Origin of the sequence: Actinotalea sp. JY-7876 (genome assembly GCF_014042015.1) — a bacterium.
Classification (GTDB): domain Bacteria; phylum Actinomycetota; class Actinomycetes; order Actinomycetales; family Cellulomonadaceae; genus Actinotalea.
Genome location: NZ_CP059493.1, coordinates 2,407,881 through 2,422,994, shown reverse-complemented (window position 1 = coordinate 2,422,994; position 15,114 = coordinate 2,407,881). Strand labels below are relative to the sequence as shown.

The 15,114-nt window shown below is 74.4% G+C and carries 13 protein-coding genes and 1 tRNA gene; 6 read left to right on the top strand and 8 right to left on the bottom strand.

The features are described from left to right. Positions 1-290 precede the first annotated feature (290 nt). From H2O74_RS11270 to H2O74_RS11235, 8 genes are all read right to left on the bottom strand, one after another. Positions 291-923 (bottom strand): DUF4760 domain-containing protein, encoded by a 633-nt coding sequence (locus H2O74_RS11270; RefSeq protein WP_182111670.1) that lies wholly within the window; start codon positions 921-923, stop codon positions 291-293. A 934-nt stretch (positions 924-1,857) separates the two neighbouring features. After that, positions 1,858-2,544: a hypothetical protein gene (locus tag H2O74_RS11265; protein ID WP_182111669.1), complete on the bottom strand. Its 687-nt coding sequence runs from the start codon at positions 2,542-2,544 to the stop codon at positions 1,858-1,860. A 353-nt stretch (positions 2,545-2,897) separates the two neighbouring features. Beyond that, complete coding sequence (locus H2O74_RS11260) at positions 2,898-3,194, bottom strand: hypothetical protein (protein ID WP_182111668.1); 297 nt, start codon at positions 3,192-3,194, stop codon at positions 2,898-2,900. Between the two features lie 9 nt (positions 3,195-3,203). Further along, entirely contained in the window at positions 3,204-3,563 is a 360-nt protein-coding gene (locus H2O74_RS11255) for a hypothetical protein (protein WP_182111667.1), read from the bottom strand. Between the two features lie 255 nt (positions 3,564-3,818). Then, positions 3,819-5,603 carry a site-specific integrase gene (locus H2O74_RS11250; protein ID WP_182111666.1) on the bottom strand — a complete coding sequence of 595 codons (1,785 nt, stop codon included), beginning with the start codon at positions 5,601-5,603 and terminating at the stop codon, positions 3,819-3,821. Then, positions 5,600-5,923: a hypothetical protein gene (locus tag H2O74_RS11245; RefSeq protein ID WP_182111665.1), complete on the bottom strand. Its 324-nt coding sequence runs from the start codon at positions 5,921-5,923 to the stop codon at positions 5,600-5,602. Before H2O74_RS11245 ends, H2O74_RS11250 begins: the two co-directional genes overlap by 4 nt. A gap of 212 nt (positions 5,924-6,135) precedes the next feature. Beyond that, positions 6,136-6,208, bottom strand: a tRNA-Arg gene (locus tag H2O74_RS11240). 58 nt (positions 6,209-6,266) lie between these two features. Beyond that, a complete protein-coding gene (locus H2O74_RS11235) occupies positions 6,267-7,010 on the bottom strand; it encodes a FadR/GntR family transcriptional regulator (protein WP_182111664.1) in 744 nt (247 codons plus the stop codon). A 113-nt stretch (positions 7,011-7,123) separates the two neighbouring features. Here H2O74_RS11235 and H2O74_RS11230 point away from each other — a divergent pair, with 113 nt between their 5' ends. From H2O74_RS11230 to thrB, 6 genes are all read left to right on the top strand, one after another. Further along, the gene (locus H2O74_RS11230) at positions 7,124-8,458 is read left to right on the top strand and encodes an MFS transporter (protein ID WP_182111663.1); all 1,335 of its coding nucleotides are present in this window, start codon (positions 7,124-7,126) and stop codon (positions 8,456-8,458) included. Continuing rightward, positions 8,455-10,134 (top strand): arginine--tRNA ligase, encoded by a 1,680-nt coding sequence (argS, locus tag H2O74_RS11225; RefSeq protein WP_182111662.1) that lies wholly within the window; start codon positions 8,455-8,457, stop codon positions 10,132-10,134. Before H2O74_RS11230 ends, argS begins: the two co-directional genes overlap by 4 nt. After that, on the top strand, positions 10,131-11,504 hold the full coding sequence (gene lysA, locus H2O74_RS11220; RefSeq protein ID WP_182111661.1) for a diaminopimelate decarboxylase: 1,374 nt from the start codon (positions 10,131-10,133) through the stop codon (positions 11,502-11,504). Before argS ends, lysA begins: the two co-directional genes overlap by 4 nt. Before the next feature lie 106 nt (positions 11,505-11,610). Then, positions 11,611-12,918, top strand: a complete 1,308-nt coding sequence (locus H2O74_RS11215) for a homoserine dehydrogenase (RefSeq protein WP_182111660.1) — start codon at positions 11,611-11,613, stop codon at positions 12,916-12,918. Then, positions 12,919-13,989 (top strand): threonine synthase, encoded by a 1,071-nt coding sequence (thrC, locus tag H2O74_RS11210; protein WP_182111659.1) that lies wholly within the window; start codon positions 12,919-12,921, stop codon positions 13,987-13,989. 3 nt (positions 13,990-13,992) lie between these two features. Next, the gene (gene thrB / locus H2O74_RS11205) at positions 13,993-14,931 is read left to right on the top strand and encodes a homoserine kinase (protein WP_182111658.1); all 939 of its coding nucleotides are present in this window, start codon (positions 13,993-13,995) and stop codon (positions 14,929-14,931) included. The last annotated feature ends 183 nt before the right edge of the window (positions 14,932-15,114 follow it).

The following is a 15,114-nucleotide window of genomic DNA, read 5'->3' as shown; positions in this document are numbered from 1 at the left end:
ATCGGGCCTCACTCCGTGACCGCGTGCATGCGGGTTCCAGCTTGATGACGCTCGGTTCGCCATCGATCGCCGCGGCCGCCCGGACCTGGACGCTGCGTCGTCGTGGGGAGGCCGGTCGGCGTGACCAGGCGGCGAACCGGCTTATGCGATGCGTGCGGCACTCGCAGCAACGCACGTGGAGCTACAGCGCCACAGAGACGCGAGGGGCGTACCATGCCCTGGTGACCGTCAACGAAGGGCGCCGAGTCATGACCACGTTCGAGGACGAAGACGAGGAGTAGCCTGCCTCCTCACTTGAGGTGATTGAGGCGCTCCGTGTCCACGTCGCGGCGTCGGCGAAGTTCTCTTGCCAAGCCGTCAAGAGCTACGTACGCGCGCTCTTGGCGCAGTTCCTTGACCTCGGTGCGGCGCAGAATGTCGATGTAGGGGTCGAATCGCTCATGGCTGCGCACGATAGTTGTACCGCCAAGCCTCGCAAGTGTGCCCAAGTCGTAAACGCCGACAGCGACTCCGTTCGCCAGGCGCTCCAGCCCGTTGAGCACCAGCGTGACGCTGTGCTTCAGTTCGAGCCGCGTGTCGGCCGTGAGTGGCTGCCCCGACTGATCGGTGAGCGCCATGCCCTTTTGAAGGAGCGCCGCGGCCTGCTGTGCTGAGACCTGCTTCCTTCCCAGGTGCAGGGTGATCATTTTGCGGGCATCGGCTGTGCTTTCTGACCAGGCCGCCCAAGCGTCAATCGTCGACTCCCGCTTGTTCCGCCTCCAGCTCGCGAGCGTCGATGTGGCGGCGGTGACCAGGGAGGCCAGCGCGATGACGGCGCCCACCATCGCCGCCAGCCGGGCACCGACCTCGATTTTTCCGTCGTCGATCGACGGGATCTCCACGCGGTTCGCGACGATGAGCGCCAAGACGACGCACAGCGCCACGACGACCCACGCTCGGTTAGACCATTCCCTTGGACTGCGCACGGTGACATCCAACCGCAGGGGATGGGCCCAGGACAGGGTTCACCGCTCGTCGCCTCGCCTGAACGGATCACCGGTCGGACGCTCTAATGCGGCGACCTCAATGCCAGGCACGTGTGGATCCAGTCATGCCCGGTCACCGGCGCGGTGCCTTCGAGCGCTCGAGGTACGTGCGGGTCATTTCTCTGGGTAGGGCGGCCCTCAGTCAGCCAATCAAAGGAGTCCCGAGGTGCCCCATCGGGGACTCCGGGGAAGATCACGCCCCTCGGCGGCCGCGCGGTGTGTTGATGACTGCACGTTTGGTCCTCTTCGGTAGGGCTCCTCACAGCTGCGGCACGGCGGAGCCCGCCACCGCCCTCAAGTCCGCGAAAGCCGCCGCGCGGCGGACGGAGGCGAGGGTGAGGTCAGCCCCGGCGCGGAGGCGCTTGAAGCCCGGTGTGCGGCCCTGAGGTCACGAGCTCCCAGGCTCCCAGGGTCCGACCGCCTCGATCGCGGTGACGGCGCGTTGGATTCACCAGATGAGGTCACCCGGGCCTCCTGGATCGGGTCCAGCGTGTACAGGTGCCTTCGGTCGACCTGCACGACGCCCTGCGTCGGCGGACTCGATGCTGACCAGGTGGACCCACAGGCCGTCGGACGGTCCGGTCGCAGAGCCGGGGCCCGGAGCCCGCAGCAGCCTGCCGGCGTCCAGGTCGAGGTAGTACACCGTCGGCGACGTGGACCGGACCGCCCACCGGCCACCGTCCCCAAGGCCGAGGCGCCGTCGGCCCGGACCGTGGCCAGCCGGATCGGACCCCGGGGACGACCTCGGCGCGCCGCGCGGCGGCGCTTGCCCCGGACCGGCTCCTGTGACGGTCGGGTGCGCCCACCGGGCCTTCGTCCGCGGGGGCGGCGCTCATGCCGGCTCCAGCGCGGCCAGGACGGCGAACCCGGCGGTGGTCAGCCGGACCTCGAAGTCGTCGTTCTCGCGGATGAGTCCGGAGCGGTCGCAGACGTGGCGGTACCACTCGAGCTCCTCGGAGTCGGCCATGACGAGGTGGAGCAGGAGGCGGTGGGCGTCGTGTCGCCAGGCGCCGACGGTGTGCAGGTAGGTCCGCAGCGTCAGGCGCGGGTGGTCCATCGGCCCGCGCCGCTCCTCGAGCCGGTCCAGAGCGGTGGCCAAGTCGCGCCCGGTGCTCGTGCGCCGGCGCCGTCCGAGCCTGGTGCGGCCCAGTCGCGTCAGGATCCGCTGCTGCGGACCGGGTGGCGTGCTCATCGGGTTCGCCTCCTGGTCGGTCGATGTGTTGCTGTCGTTGACCGACGTGCGCCGGTCCGGTCGGTTCCGATCCCGCCGGGTTGGCCGGCGGGGTGAGCGGCGCACCGTGTCCCAACCGGCCGGAGTGAGGTGCCACCGCTGGTCGATCAGGTCCGAGGCGAGAGCGACGTCGCGGTAGGCCTCGTAGGTGTCGGGGAAGGTACCGCCGGCCCCCAGGTACAGCAGCGCGCTGTGCGCCCGGGCACCCCACAGCGCCACGGCCAGGAGGTACGTGCGCAGGGACAACGTCACCGACGTCGGGCTGAGCGAGTCGAGCGGCCGAGCCACCTCGGCAGGATCGTCCTGGCCAGCGGCGGCACACTCGACCGGGCAGCCCGCCGCCGCGCAACGCAGCTTCTCCGGCCCGCCGCTGTTCTCCCACCGTTCCCACGCGCTGCGGCGGGCCTCCTGGTCGCTGCGGTGGATCGACTCCACAAGAGTGGGCGAGGGGCCCTTGCCCCGTCGATCCCCGTCGGTCGCCACCCGCCGGACGGCGGCGGTCAGCCACCGGCGCGAGCGCGCCCCGAACGGCTTGGCCGGCTCCGCGGAGCGGTCGCTGAGGTCTCCTGAGCCCAGCGGGTCCGGCAGGCCGCGCTCTCGGCCCGCGTCCCGTCGCGTTCGTCTGTCTCGTCGGGGTCTCATCAGCCGACCCGTTCGATGGCCTGGACCGCAGTGGTCTGCCGCACGGTCAGGGGCGCGGTGGCGGGGTCGCCGAGCACGATCAGCACGGTCATCGACGCGCCGATCCGGCAGTCCAGGACGGCGGCGAGCGTGACTGGCTCGTGGTCACGTCGCAGGTCCGCCGGCGCGGGGAACTGCAGTGGCGCGGACACTGCGGGGTGCCGCTCGAGCGTCGCCGCGTCCAGGTCCACGACGTAGGCCGCGGTAAGGGTCCGCACCAGGTAGGTGCCCTGCGCGCCTGGACCGAGGGACTCCACAGCCGACTCCTACGCCGTGGGCCGCGCGCCGACGAGATCTGCCTGCGGCGGCAGCGGGCTGATGGACAGCACGGGTGCGGAGATCGCGGCGGTGGCGGTGCCGTCCGGGGTGAGGGGCTCGGTAATGAACAGCAGGCTCTCACCGAGGCTGATCCCCTCGCGGACCCCGGTCAGGACGTCGTAGCTGGCCCAGGCGATCAGCTCATGAACGACCGGCCGTGCGGGGGCGCCGCTGGCCGTTTCCGGGGCGGTGGCTGTGGCCCAGCGAGCGCGTCCGTCCGGCGGGACGTCCAGCAGGTGGACGGCCCCGGCGATGGTCCTGATGAGCCAGCGCCCGGTGGTGCTCGCGCGGATCTCGGTGAGCTCCATCGCGTCCCTCCGTCCGTGCGTCGTGCGGGTGGACGCCTGGCCCTACCGGGCACGCTCCACTGACCGGCGCAGCGCCTTTGCGCCGTTTAGAGTTCGCCGGCCGCTCGGGGTGTCTGGCCGCTGTCGGCCGGTCAGTCGGCGGCGTCGGCGGCGGTGTGATCGACGGTAGGCCGCCTCGTTGTGTCACCGCGAGACGCAACCTGGGCAGATGCGCCGCCGATGCGGGGGGTCGCTGCCGCGGCCCGGACGCGGGGGTCAGACGAGCTCGGTCTCCTGCACCGCCCACGCCCAGGCGTCGTCCCAGGTCGTGAAGAGGTGCCGCTGGCTGTGGCTGTGCACGACGCCGGCGTAGTGGGTGGTCAGCACGTTCACGGAGTGTCCGGCGATCTCGGCCACTTTGGTCGGGTGCAGCCCGGCCCGCAGCATCCAGGTGAGGGCGGCCTTGCGCAGCCACCGGAACTCCAGCTCGCGCAGCTGGCGGACGCTGGACTGGCCGAACACCGCGGACACCGCCGGGCGCCAGTGGGTGGCGGTGATGTTCCCGAAGTTCACCGGGCCGCCGTCGTGGCCGGTGAACAGCGTGTGCTTGCTCGCGTACCCGGCGGCGATGTGCTCGTCCAGGGCGTCGGCCACCGCCCGGGGGATCGGGACCTCCCGCACGCCGCCGGCCTGGCGCCCCTTGGGCCCCTCGCTCACGAACGTCCCGCTGCCGTCGTTCAGGGCCGCCGGCACGTGGGTCAGCGAACGGTAAACCCGCAGCCGAGGCTCCTCCCCGCGCAGGTAGTCCCCGGGCCCCAGGCCGAACAGCTCGGAGGGACGCAAGGCACTGGTGCTGGCCACCACCAGGGCCCTGAACCGGGCACCGGTGCGGCACCCTCGGACCGGGTCGGCCGGTCCGGTGGCGGCGATCGCCTCGGCGAGCTCGGCGACCAGCCCGATCGCCGGCACGACCCGCTCGTTGATCAGCAGCAGCCGTGGGACCCGGTACCCCTTGGTCCGGGACGGGTCGTGGGCGAACCCGTCCCACGGGTTGGGTCCCACCAGGGCGCCGCGGGAGTGGGCAATGGCCAGCACCGCGCCCAGCTGCTGGGCGAACAGCTGCTCGGTGCGGGCCTTCACCTGCTCCGGGTGCTCGCGCAGCTCGACGTGCTCCGGCGGGCGCTGCGGCAGGCGGCCGCCGCGCCAGGTGCCCCGCGCCTTGGCGTCCAGGGCGCGCAGGTGCCGCTCCCACTGCGCCTGGTGGCGCACCACCGCCTGCTCGTTGAACCTCTCCACCCGGAAGTCCACGTGCCGACGGAAGGCGATCGCGTCATCCAGGTCGCGCACCAGGAGCAGGCGCACGTGCATCGAGGCGCCGAGCTCGACCCCCGGCAGGTCCAGCCGGGCCAGCTTCCACGCCGCGATCTCCTCCGGGTCGTCCGGGAGCGGTTCGCGGTAGGTCATGACGTGCTTGAGGATGCTCAGCACGCTGGAGATGTTGCCCCGGTTCTTCGCCTCGGAGCGTGCGTACCGGGCGGCCTTGAGGTCCTCGGCGAGCTCGGCGACGGTCGGTCCGAGGTCCAGGGCGCCGGCCGCGACCTGGACCAGGATCGGGTTGTGCGGGCTGGCCCAGACCCGTCCCTCGACGTGGACGGCGCCGGGCAGCGCCGGGGTCGCAACCGGCGGGGGAGTGCTGTGCTCCCCGGGGCGCTCCCCGGCGGCGGAGCCAGGTGCGATGGTGGTGGTCCGCGCCCGTCCTCCAGTGGCGCGCACCGGCCGCCCGCGTTCGTCCGGGCGCCAGCCCACCCCGGCGTCGGCGTGGGCGGCGAGGACGTCCCGGAGCAGGTCGGCCCACCCGGGGTGGGCCACCCACAAGGTCGCGTGCCGGGGGTTGGTGAACCCCGGCGCCCGCCAGCGCAGCACCAGCTTCGCTCCGACCGGCAGGCCCAGGGCCATGGGGTCGGGTTCACCCGCCGGCAACCCGCCGGCCGGCACCGACCACGGCACCGGCGAGCCGTCGGCCGCGAGCACCGTGACGTAGGGCCGGCTCCACACGCTCATCGCCGCGCCTCCAGGTCGGCCAGGGCGAAGCACGGCTCGCCGTCCACGAGCCGGAACGGCGGCAGCAGGTCCGGTGCGGTCCGGGCCAGGCCGCGCAGCACCGGCTCGGGGATCGCCAGCCGGCGGGCGGCGGTGGTCGCGTCGACGGTCCCCGCCGGCACGGCGCTGGCCACCGGGCGCGGCGCGGATGCCAGGGTGCGCACACGCCGGCGCACCGGCAGCGGGTCGGGCCGGTAGCCGGCCAGCAGGGGGTGGCCGGACGGGACGGGGGAGTCAGGGGTCAGCCGGACCCGCAGGGTCGGGCGCATCAGTCGGGGCATGCCCAGCACCCGTGCGGGACTCTCCGGTTCGCGCACTGACGACACACATCGTGTGTCAGCGGTGAGCGCCTCCGCACAGCCGGTGCTCCTCGACGGCGCCGCAGGCCGGCCACGCTCGAACGGCGACGGGACACCTGGCGGGCCGTCTGAACTGGGTCGATGCGGGGACGACGAAGCCCCGGCCACCATGGGTGGACCGGGGCTCTGATCGGTGCCCGCGGCAGGAATCGAACCTGCGGCCTTCTGCTCCGGAGGCAGACGCTCTATCCCCTGAGCTACGCGGGCGGGGCGGTGCGAAACATTACCAGCCGCCGGGGCGTGCGCGGTGCCGCCGCCCGTCCGGTCAGGCGGGGCGCTCGGCGTCGGGGGCGTTCAGGCGCTCGCCGGGGGCGAAGAGCCCTTCGGGGCTGCCCCCACCCGTCTCCGCCGGCCGCAGCTCCTCGCCGATGAGCTCGGACAGGTAGCGGTCGATCTCACGCATCGCCGCCTCGGGGTCGGCGGCCGCCACGGCCTCGACGAGCACGTGGTGCGAGTCGTCGTCGTGCACCGGGTGCTCGAAGTTGAAGCGGATGTTCTCGCCGATCGCGTCCTGGAGGTTCTCGTACAGCGCCAGGAGAACCGGGTTGTGCGAGGCCACGGCGATGGTGCGGTGCAGCGCCAGGTCGGCCTCGACCATCCGGTCGAGCTCGCCGCTCTCGAACGCCTCGCGGCGGCTGTCGCGCAGCGCGCGCAGCTCGGCGACCTGCTCGTCGGTCCGGCGGAGCGCCGCCAGCCGCGCCGCCTCGACCTCGAGGCTGCGCCGGACCTCCAGGACGTCGCGCTGGTGGGCACCGGCGATCTGGCGACCCATCGCGTTGCCCAGCTCGGAGTTCGACAGGACGTAGGTGCCCGATCCCTGCCGGCGCTCGAGCATGCCCGCGTGGACGAGGGACTGCACGGCCTCGCGGACCGTGTTGCGGCCGACGCCGATCAGCTCGGTGAGCTCGGGCTCCGCGGGGATGCGCGAGCCGACCTCCCAGGTGCCGGACGTGATCTGCTGGCGCAGTCGCCCGACCGCGAGGTCGATGAGGTTGGTGCGGCGCGTCATCCCGGCTCCGGACGTAGGGGTGGTGTGGGGCAGTCAACACCGCCGGACGGGTCGAGCGCACGTCGCCCCCTGCCGTACAGTCGCGCCGACCCCACCACGAGCGACAGGCAGGCATGCCCGCACCACCCGAGCCGAACGCCGGGCAGCGTCCCGGCGCGGCCGCCCCGCACCCGTGGCGAGGGCGCCTCCTCGTCCTGGTGGGCATCCTCGTCGTCGCGCTCAACCTGCGGATCGCGATCGCCTCGGTCTCGCCGATCCTCGACCGGCTCGAGGGGGACCTCGGGCTCACGGCGGCCCAGGCCGGCGTGCTGGGGACGGTCCCCGTCGCCTCGTTCGCCCTGTTCGGCTCGATCACCCCGGCGCTCGCCCGCAGGGTCGGCCTCGAGCCGCTCCTCGTGGCGGCGATGGTGCTCTCGGCCGTGGGGGAGGTCGTCCGGTCGACCGTGACGACGCCGCCCGCGTTCGTCGCGTGGTCGCTCATCGCCCTCGCGGGCATGGGCATGGGCAACGTCCTGCTGCCGCCCCTGGTCAAGCGGTACTTCCCCGACCGCATCGGGCCCGTGACCGCGGCGTACTCGGTCGCCATGGCGTTCAGCGCCGCGCTGCCGCCGCTGCTCGCCGTGCCCGCCGCGGCCCGGCTCGGCTGGCGCGCGTCGCTGGCTTCGTGGGCGGTCGTCGGGCTCGTGGCCGTCGTGCCGTGGCTGGTCGTCATCGCGCGCTCCGCGGCGGCCCGGACACACCTGCGCGAGGTGCTGCGCCGCGCGCCGTCGGCCACGCCGCGGCTCGACTCGCGCCACCGCAATGCCGGTCGGGTGTGGCGCGTGCCGCTCGCGTGGGGCCTCGCGGGCGCGTTCGCGATGAACTCGCTCAACTCGTACGTGGTGTTCGCCTGGCTCCCGGCGCGGCTCGTCGACGCCGGTCACGACCCCGCGGCCGCGGGACGCTGGCTCGCGCTCGTGGCGATCCTCGGGCTGGTCCCCGCCCTGGTCGCACCGCCGCTGGCCGTGCGGCTGCGCAACCCGTACCCGGTCGTGGTCGCCTTCGTCGCGCTGTACGTCGTCGGCTGGGCCGGGACGCTGTGGCTGCCCGCGTACCCGCTGCCGTGGATGATCGGGCTCGGGCTGGGGGTCGGCACGTTCCCGCTGCTGCTGACGCTCATCAACCTGCGCACGCGGACGTCCGCCGGCGCCGCCTCGCTCTCCGGGTTCACGCAGGGGGTCGGCTACGCGGTCTCCGGCGTCGGCCCGTTGCTCGTCGGCGTGCTGTACGGCGCCAGCGGCGGCTGGGAGCTGCCCTCGGTCGTCCTGGCCGTCTCGAGCGCGGTGCTGCTGGTGGCGGGGGCCGTGGCGTGCCGCCCCGGGATGCTCGAGGACGCGTGGGGCCCTCGCGGCGGCGGGCCGGACACGGCGCAGGGCCGACCGGCCGGTCTCGATACCCTGGGACCGTGACCCCCGCCGAGCTGTCCGAGGCGCTGCGCGCCGTCCTGCTGTCCGCCGTCGCCGACGGCACCCTGCCGCTGCCCGCCGACGCCGTGCCGGCGACGATCACGGTGGAGCGACCCCGCTCCCGCGAGCACGGGGACTGGGCGACCAACGTGGCGCTGCAGCTCGCCAAGAAGGCCGGCATGGCGCCGCGCGCGTTCGCCGAGGTGCTGGCGGCGCGGCTCGCGGAGGCGCCAGGGGTGGCGCAGGTCGAGATCGCCGGTCCCGGCTTCCTCAACATCACCCTCGACACGGCCGCGGCGGGCGAGCTCGCCCGCACGGTGGTGGAGGCCGGGGAGGCCTTCGGCCGCTCGCAGGTGCTGGCGGGCGAGCGGATCAACCTCGAGTTCGTCTCGGCCAACCCGACCGGGCCGCTGCACATCGGCGGGGTGCGCTGGGCGGCGGTCGGCGACTCGCTGGCCCGCATGCTCCAGGCCAGCGGTGCCGAGGTGGCGCGCGAGTACTACTTCAACGACCACGGTGCCCAGATCGACAGGTTCGCGCGGTCGCTGCTGGCGCGCGCCCGGGGCCTGGAGGCGCCCGAGGACGGCTACGGCGGCCAGTACATCGCCGACATCGCGGACCGGGTGATCGCCGACGCCGCCGCGGCGGGCGAGCCGGACCCGCTGTCCCTGCCCGACGACGCGGCCCAGGAGGCGTTCCGGGCCCGGGGCGTCGAGCTGATGTTCGGCGAGATCAAGCAGGCGCTGCACGACTTCCGCGTCGACTTCGACGTCTACTTCCACGAGGACTCCCTGCACCGCTCGGGCGCGGTCGAGAGGGCGATCACGCGCCTGCGCGACCTCGGCCACGTCTACGAGGCCGACGGCGCCGTGTGGCTGCGCACCACGGAGTTCGGCGACGACCGGGACCGCGTCATCGTCCGGTCGGACGGCATGCCCGCGTACATCGCCGGTGACCTGGCCTACTACCTCGACAAGCGCGAGCGGGGCTTCGACCGCGTCGTGATCATGCTCGGCGCCGACCACCACGGCTACATCGGCCGCATGATGGCGATGTGCGCCGCGTTCGGGGACACCCCGGGCGTGAACCTCGAGATCCTCATCGGGCAGATGGTGAACCTGCTGCGCGACGGCGAGCCGCTGCGCATGAGCAAGCGCGCGGGCACGATCGTGACGATCGACGACCTCGTGGGCGCCGTCGGCGTGGACGCCGCGCGCTACGCGCTGGCGCGCTCCTCGACGGACCAGTCGATCGACCTGGACCTCGACCTGCTCAGCCGGTCGACGAACGACAACCCGGTCTTCTACGTCCAGTACGCCCACGCCCGCACGGCGAACGTCGCGCGCAACGCGGCGGACCTCGGCGTGCGTCGCGAGGACGGCTTCGACCCCTCGCTGCTCGACCACGTCAGCGAGTCGACGCTGCTGGCCAAGCTGGGCGAGTTCCCGCGCGTGGTGGCCCAGGCCGCCGAGCTGCGCGAGCCGCACCGCGTCGCCCGGCACCTCGAGGAGGTCGCCGGGGCGTACCACAAGTGGTACGACCAGCGGCGCGTCACGCCGTTCGGCGACGAGGCGGTCAGCGACGTCCACCGCACGCGCCTGTGGCTCAACGACGCGACCCGGCAGGTCCTCGCCAACGGCCTCGGCCTGCTCGGGGTCAGCGCGCCGGAGCGGATGTGAGCTCGACCGGCCACCTGGTCCCGCCGACGCTGGACCCGGCCGTCTGGCCGGCGTCGGCCGCGGTGGGGCCGGACGGCGCGGTGAGCGTGGGGGGAGTGGACCTGCGCGCGCTCGCGGCCGAGCACGGCACGCCCGCCTACGTGCTCGACGAGGCGGACTTCCGGAGCCGCGCGCGCCGCTTCCGGACGGCGTTCGAGGCCGCGTTCGCGCCGCTCGGCGTCGGCGTCGACGTCTACTACGCGGGTAAGGCCTTCCTCAGCGTCGCCGTCGCGCGGTGGGCGCACGAGGAGGGGCTCCGCATCGACACCGCGACGGGCGGCGAGCTGGCGGTCGCCCTGCGTGCGGGCGTCCCGGGCGTCGACATCGGGCTGCACGGCAACAACAAGTCCGACGCGGAGCTCGAGCGCGCGCTCGCGGCCGGCGTCGGCCGGATCGTCCTCGACTCCCTCGGCGAGGTGGGCCGCGTGGCGGACGCCGCCGCGCGCGCCGGCGTCCGGGCGCCGGTCATGGTGCGCGTGACCACGGGCGTGCACGCCGGCGGGCACGAGTACATCTCCACCGCGCACGAGGACCAGAAGTTCGGCCTGTCGGTGACGGGCGGGCAGGCGCTCGCCGCGCTGCGGGCCGTCCTGGCCCGGCCCGAGCTCGAGCTGCTGGGCATCCACTCGCACATCGGCTCGCAGATCCTCGACCCGTCCGGCTTCGAGGCGGCGGCGCGGCGCGTCATGGAGCTGCGCGCCGAGCTGGCCGCGCTCACGGACCACCTGGTGCCCGAGGTGGACCTCGGCGGCGGCTTCGGGATCGCGTACCTGCCCGGTGAGGTCCCGCTGGACCCCGACCGCGTCGCCAAGGACACGGCCGCGGCGGTCGCCGACGCCTGCGCCCGGCTCGGCACGGCCGTCCCCCGGATCTCCATCGAGCCCGGGCGGGCCGTCGTCGGGCCGACGGCGCTGACGCTCTACACGGTCGGCACCGTCAAGCCCGTGACGGTGGGTGGCGACGAGGACCTCGTCCGGACGTACGTCTCGGTGGACGGCGGGATGAGCGACAACCTGCGGCCCGCCCTGTACGGGGCGAGCTACACGGCCGCCGTCGTCTCGCGTCCCGCCGACGCCGCGACGGTGCCCGCCCGCGTGGTGGGCAAGCACTGCGAGAGCGGCGACATCGTCGTGCGCGACGTCGCCCTCCCGGCCGACGTCGCGCGCGGCGACCTGCTGGCGGTCCCCGCCACGGGCGCGTACGGACGCTCGATGGCGTCGAACTACAACCACGTCCCGCGGCCGCCGGTCGTCGCGGTGCGTGACGGCGTGGCGCGCGTGATCGTGCGCCGCGAGACCGAGGACGACCTGCTCGCCCTGGACGTGGGCTGAGGTCGACGTCCACGGACGGGTCGCGGCGTCCCGCCGCCGGTGGCCGCCCCTATCCTGGGCAGCGCCCGGCGGCACGTGTCGCGCGGAACGAGGAGAGGTGGCCCCGGTGGCAGTCCCCGACGGCGCGGTGCGCGTCGCCCTGCTCGGCTGCGGCGTGGTGGGCACGGAGGTGGCCCGGCTCCTGCTCACGCAGGGCGACGAGCTCGCCGCACGTGTCGGTGCCCGGCTCGAGCTCGTGGGCGTGGCGGTGCGTGACGCCTCGGCGCCCCGGGACCCCGTGGTCGACCCCGCGCTCCTGACCACCGACGCGGCCGAGCTCGTGACCCGGGCCGACGTCGTCGTCGAGGTGATGGGCGGGATCGAGCCCGCGCGCGGCCTGCTGCTGCGCGCGATCGAGCACGGTGCCGGGGTCGTCACGGCCAACAAGGCCCTGCTCGGCCAGGACGGGCCCACCCTCTACGCGGCCGCCGACGCCGCCGGTGCCGACCTCTACTTCGAGGCCGCCGTCGCCGGGGCCATCCCGCTGGTCCGCCCCGTGCGCGAGTCGCTCGCCGGGGACCGCGTCACGCGCGTGCTCGGCATCGTCAACGGCACCACGAACTACGTGCTCGACCAGATGACGACGACGGGCCTCGACCTCGACCAGGCCGTGAAGCAGGCCCAGGACCTCGGCTACGCGGAGGCGGACCCGACGGCCGACGTCGAGGGGTACGACGCGGCGGCGAAGGCCGCGATCCTCGCCTCCCTCGCCTTCCACACCCGCGTCGGCGTCGACGACGTCCACCGCGAGGGCATCCTCGCCGTCACGGCCGAGGACGTCGCCTGGGCGCAGCGGACCGGCCACGTCATCAAGCTGCTCGCGATCGCGGAGCGCGTGAGCGCCGACGGCGTCCCGGGCGTCGTCGCGCGGGTCCACCCCGCGCTCGTGCCGGTGGACCACCCGCTCGCGGGCGTCCACGGCGGCTTCAACGCGGTGTTCGTCGAGGCCGAGGCCGCCGGCGAGCTGATGTTCTACGGCCGCGGCGCGGGCGGCGCGCCGACCGCGAGCGCCGTCCTGGGCGACGTCGTCACGGTGGCGCGCCACCGCGTGCTGGGCGGCCGCGGCCCGGTCGAGTCGCGGTACGCGGACCTGCCGGTCCACGACGTCGCGCACGCCCGCACGCGCTACCAGGTCCACCTGCGCGTGGCGGACCGGCCGGGCGTCCTCGCCCAGGTCGCCCAGGTGTTCGCGGGCCACGGCGTCTCCATCGAGACCGTCCGGCAGGGACCCGCGCCCGTCGGCGAGGAGCAGGCCGAGCTGCTCGTCATGACCCACGAGGCGAGCGAGGCCGCGCTGTCGGCCACCGTCGCCGACATCGCGGGCCTGCCCGCCGTCCTGACCGTCCTGTCCGTGCTGCGCGTCGAAGGAGCCTGAGTGGCCCACCAGTGGCGAGGCGTCATCGCCGAGTACGCCGACCGTCTCCCGTCCCACCTCACCGAGCGCGTCGTCACGCTGCGCGAGGGCGGCACCCCGCTCGTGCCGGCGCCCGCGATCGGCGAGCTCGTCGGCGCCGAGGTGCACCTCAAGGTCGAGGGCATGAACCCGACCGGCTCCTTCAAGGACCGGGGCATGACCACGGCCATGTCGGCGGCCGCCGGGCGCGGTGCCCGCGCCGTGGTGTGCGCGTCGACCGGCAACACGTCGGCGTCCGCGGCGGCCTACGCCGCCGTCGCCGGCATGACCTGCGCCGTGCTCGTGCCCGACGGCAAGATCGCGATGGGCAAGCTCAGCCAGGCCATCGCGCACGGCGCGCGCCTGCTGCAGGTCGACGGCAACTTCGACGACTGCCTCGTCGCCGCCCGCAAGCTCGCCGAGGCGTACCCGGTCGAGCTCGTGAACTCGGTCAACCCCGACCGGATCCAGGGTCAGAAGACCGGCGCGTTCGAGATCGTCGACTCGCTCGGCGACGCTCCCGACATCCACGTGCTCCCGGTCGGCAACGCCGGCAACATCACGGCGTACTGGAAGGGCTTCACCGAGTACGCCGCGGACGGTCCCGCGAGCCGCACGCCGGCGATGTGGGGCTTCCAGGCCGCCGGCGCCGCACCGATCGTGCTGGGCCACCCGGTCACCGAGCCGGAGACCATCGCGACGGCCATCCGCATCGGCAACCCGGCGTCGTGGGAGCAGGCCGTGGCGGCCCGCGACGAGTCGGGCGGGGTGATCGAGTCCGTGACCGACGAGCAGATCCTCGCCGCCCACCGGCTGCTGTCCACGCGGGCCGGGGTGTTCGTCGAGCCGGCGTCGGCCGCCGGCGTCGCAGGGCTCCTCGCGCGCGCCGAGCGGGGCCTGGTGCCGGCGGGTGCCCGCATCACGGTGACGGTCACGGGCCATGGGCTCAAGGACCCGCAGTGGGCGCTGCGCGCGGCGGACGGCTCCGAGGTGACGCCCGTGCGCGTCTCGGCCGACGTCGTCTCCATCGCCGACGCCCTCGAGCTGGGCTGAGCCGTGCGGCTCGGCAGCGACCACGTGCGCGTGCGCGTCCCTGCGACGAGCGCGAACCTCGGCCCCGGCTTCGATGCCCTCGGCCTGGCCGTGGAGCACCACGACGAGGTCGAGGTCAGGGCGCTCGGCAGCGCGGACGTCACCGTCGAGGTCAGCGGCGAGGGAGCGGGCGAGCTGCCGACGGGGGAGGACCACCTCGTGGTCCGCGCGATCCGCGCGGCCCTCGACGAGGTCGGCGCACCGCAGGTCGGGCTGCACCTGACGTGCGTCAACCGCATCCCGCACGGCCGCGGCATGGGCTCGTCCGCCGCGGCGGTCGTGGCCGGGGTGCTCGCGGCACGCATGCTCATCGCCGAGCCGGAGGCGCTCGGCGACACGGTCGCGTTCCGGCTCGCCTCGCGGTTCGAGGGGCACCCGGACAACGCGGCGCCGGCGATCCTCGGCGGGGCGACCGTCGCGTGGACCGCCGCCGACGGGCCGCACGCGACGCGCCTTCCCCTGCACCCGTCGGTGCGGCCCGTGGTCCTGGTGCCGCCGACCCGGCTGTCGACGTCGACGGCTCGCGGCGTCCTGCCGGCGACGGTCCCGCACGCCGACGCCGCGCTCACCGCGGGCCGGGCGGCGCTGCTCGTGCAGGCGCTGTGCCACCGCCCGGAGCTGCTGCTCCCGGCGACGGTCGACCGCCTCCACCAGGAGTACCGGGCGGCCGTGATGCCGGGGACGTGGGAGCTCGTGCGCGCGCTGCGCGACGCCGGGCAGGCCGCGGTCGTCAGCGGTGCCGGGCCGTCGGTGCTGGTGCTCGAGGACGCGACGCGCGGCGACGAGGGGGCGCGCGCACGCTCCGCGCTGCTCGGCGAGCCGGGTCGCCACGGCGCGACGCCGTCGGGCTGGCGCGTGCTCGCCGCCGGCGTCGCGCAGGGTGCTGTCGCCGAGCGCGTCTGAGCCCCGCGGTCGCGACGCGCGGTCACCGGATCGGCGGTACGGGGCTACCGGCCCGGTGCTAGGCTGGATCATCCCCCCTGGCATCTGAGCGGACCCCGCCACGCATGCGAGGCGCAGAAGCCGACGGCCCGAGGGGACCAAGCCACCGCACGGTCGACGTCACGTCGCCCACCCTCGCCGTGG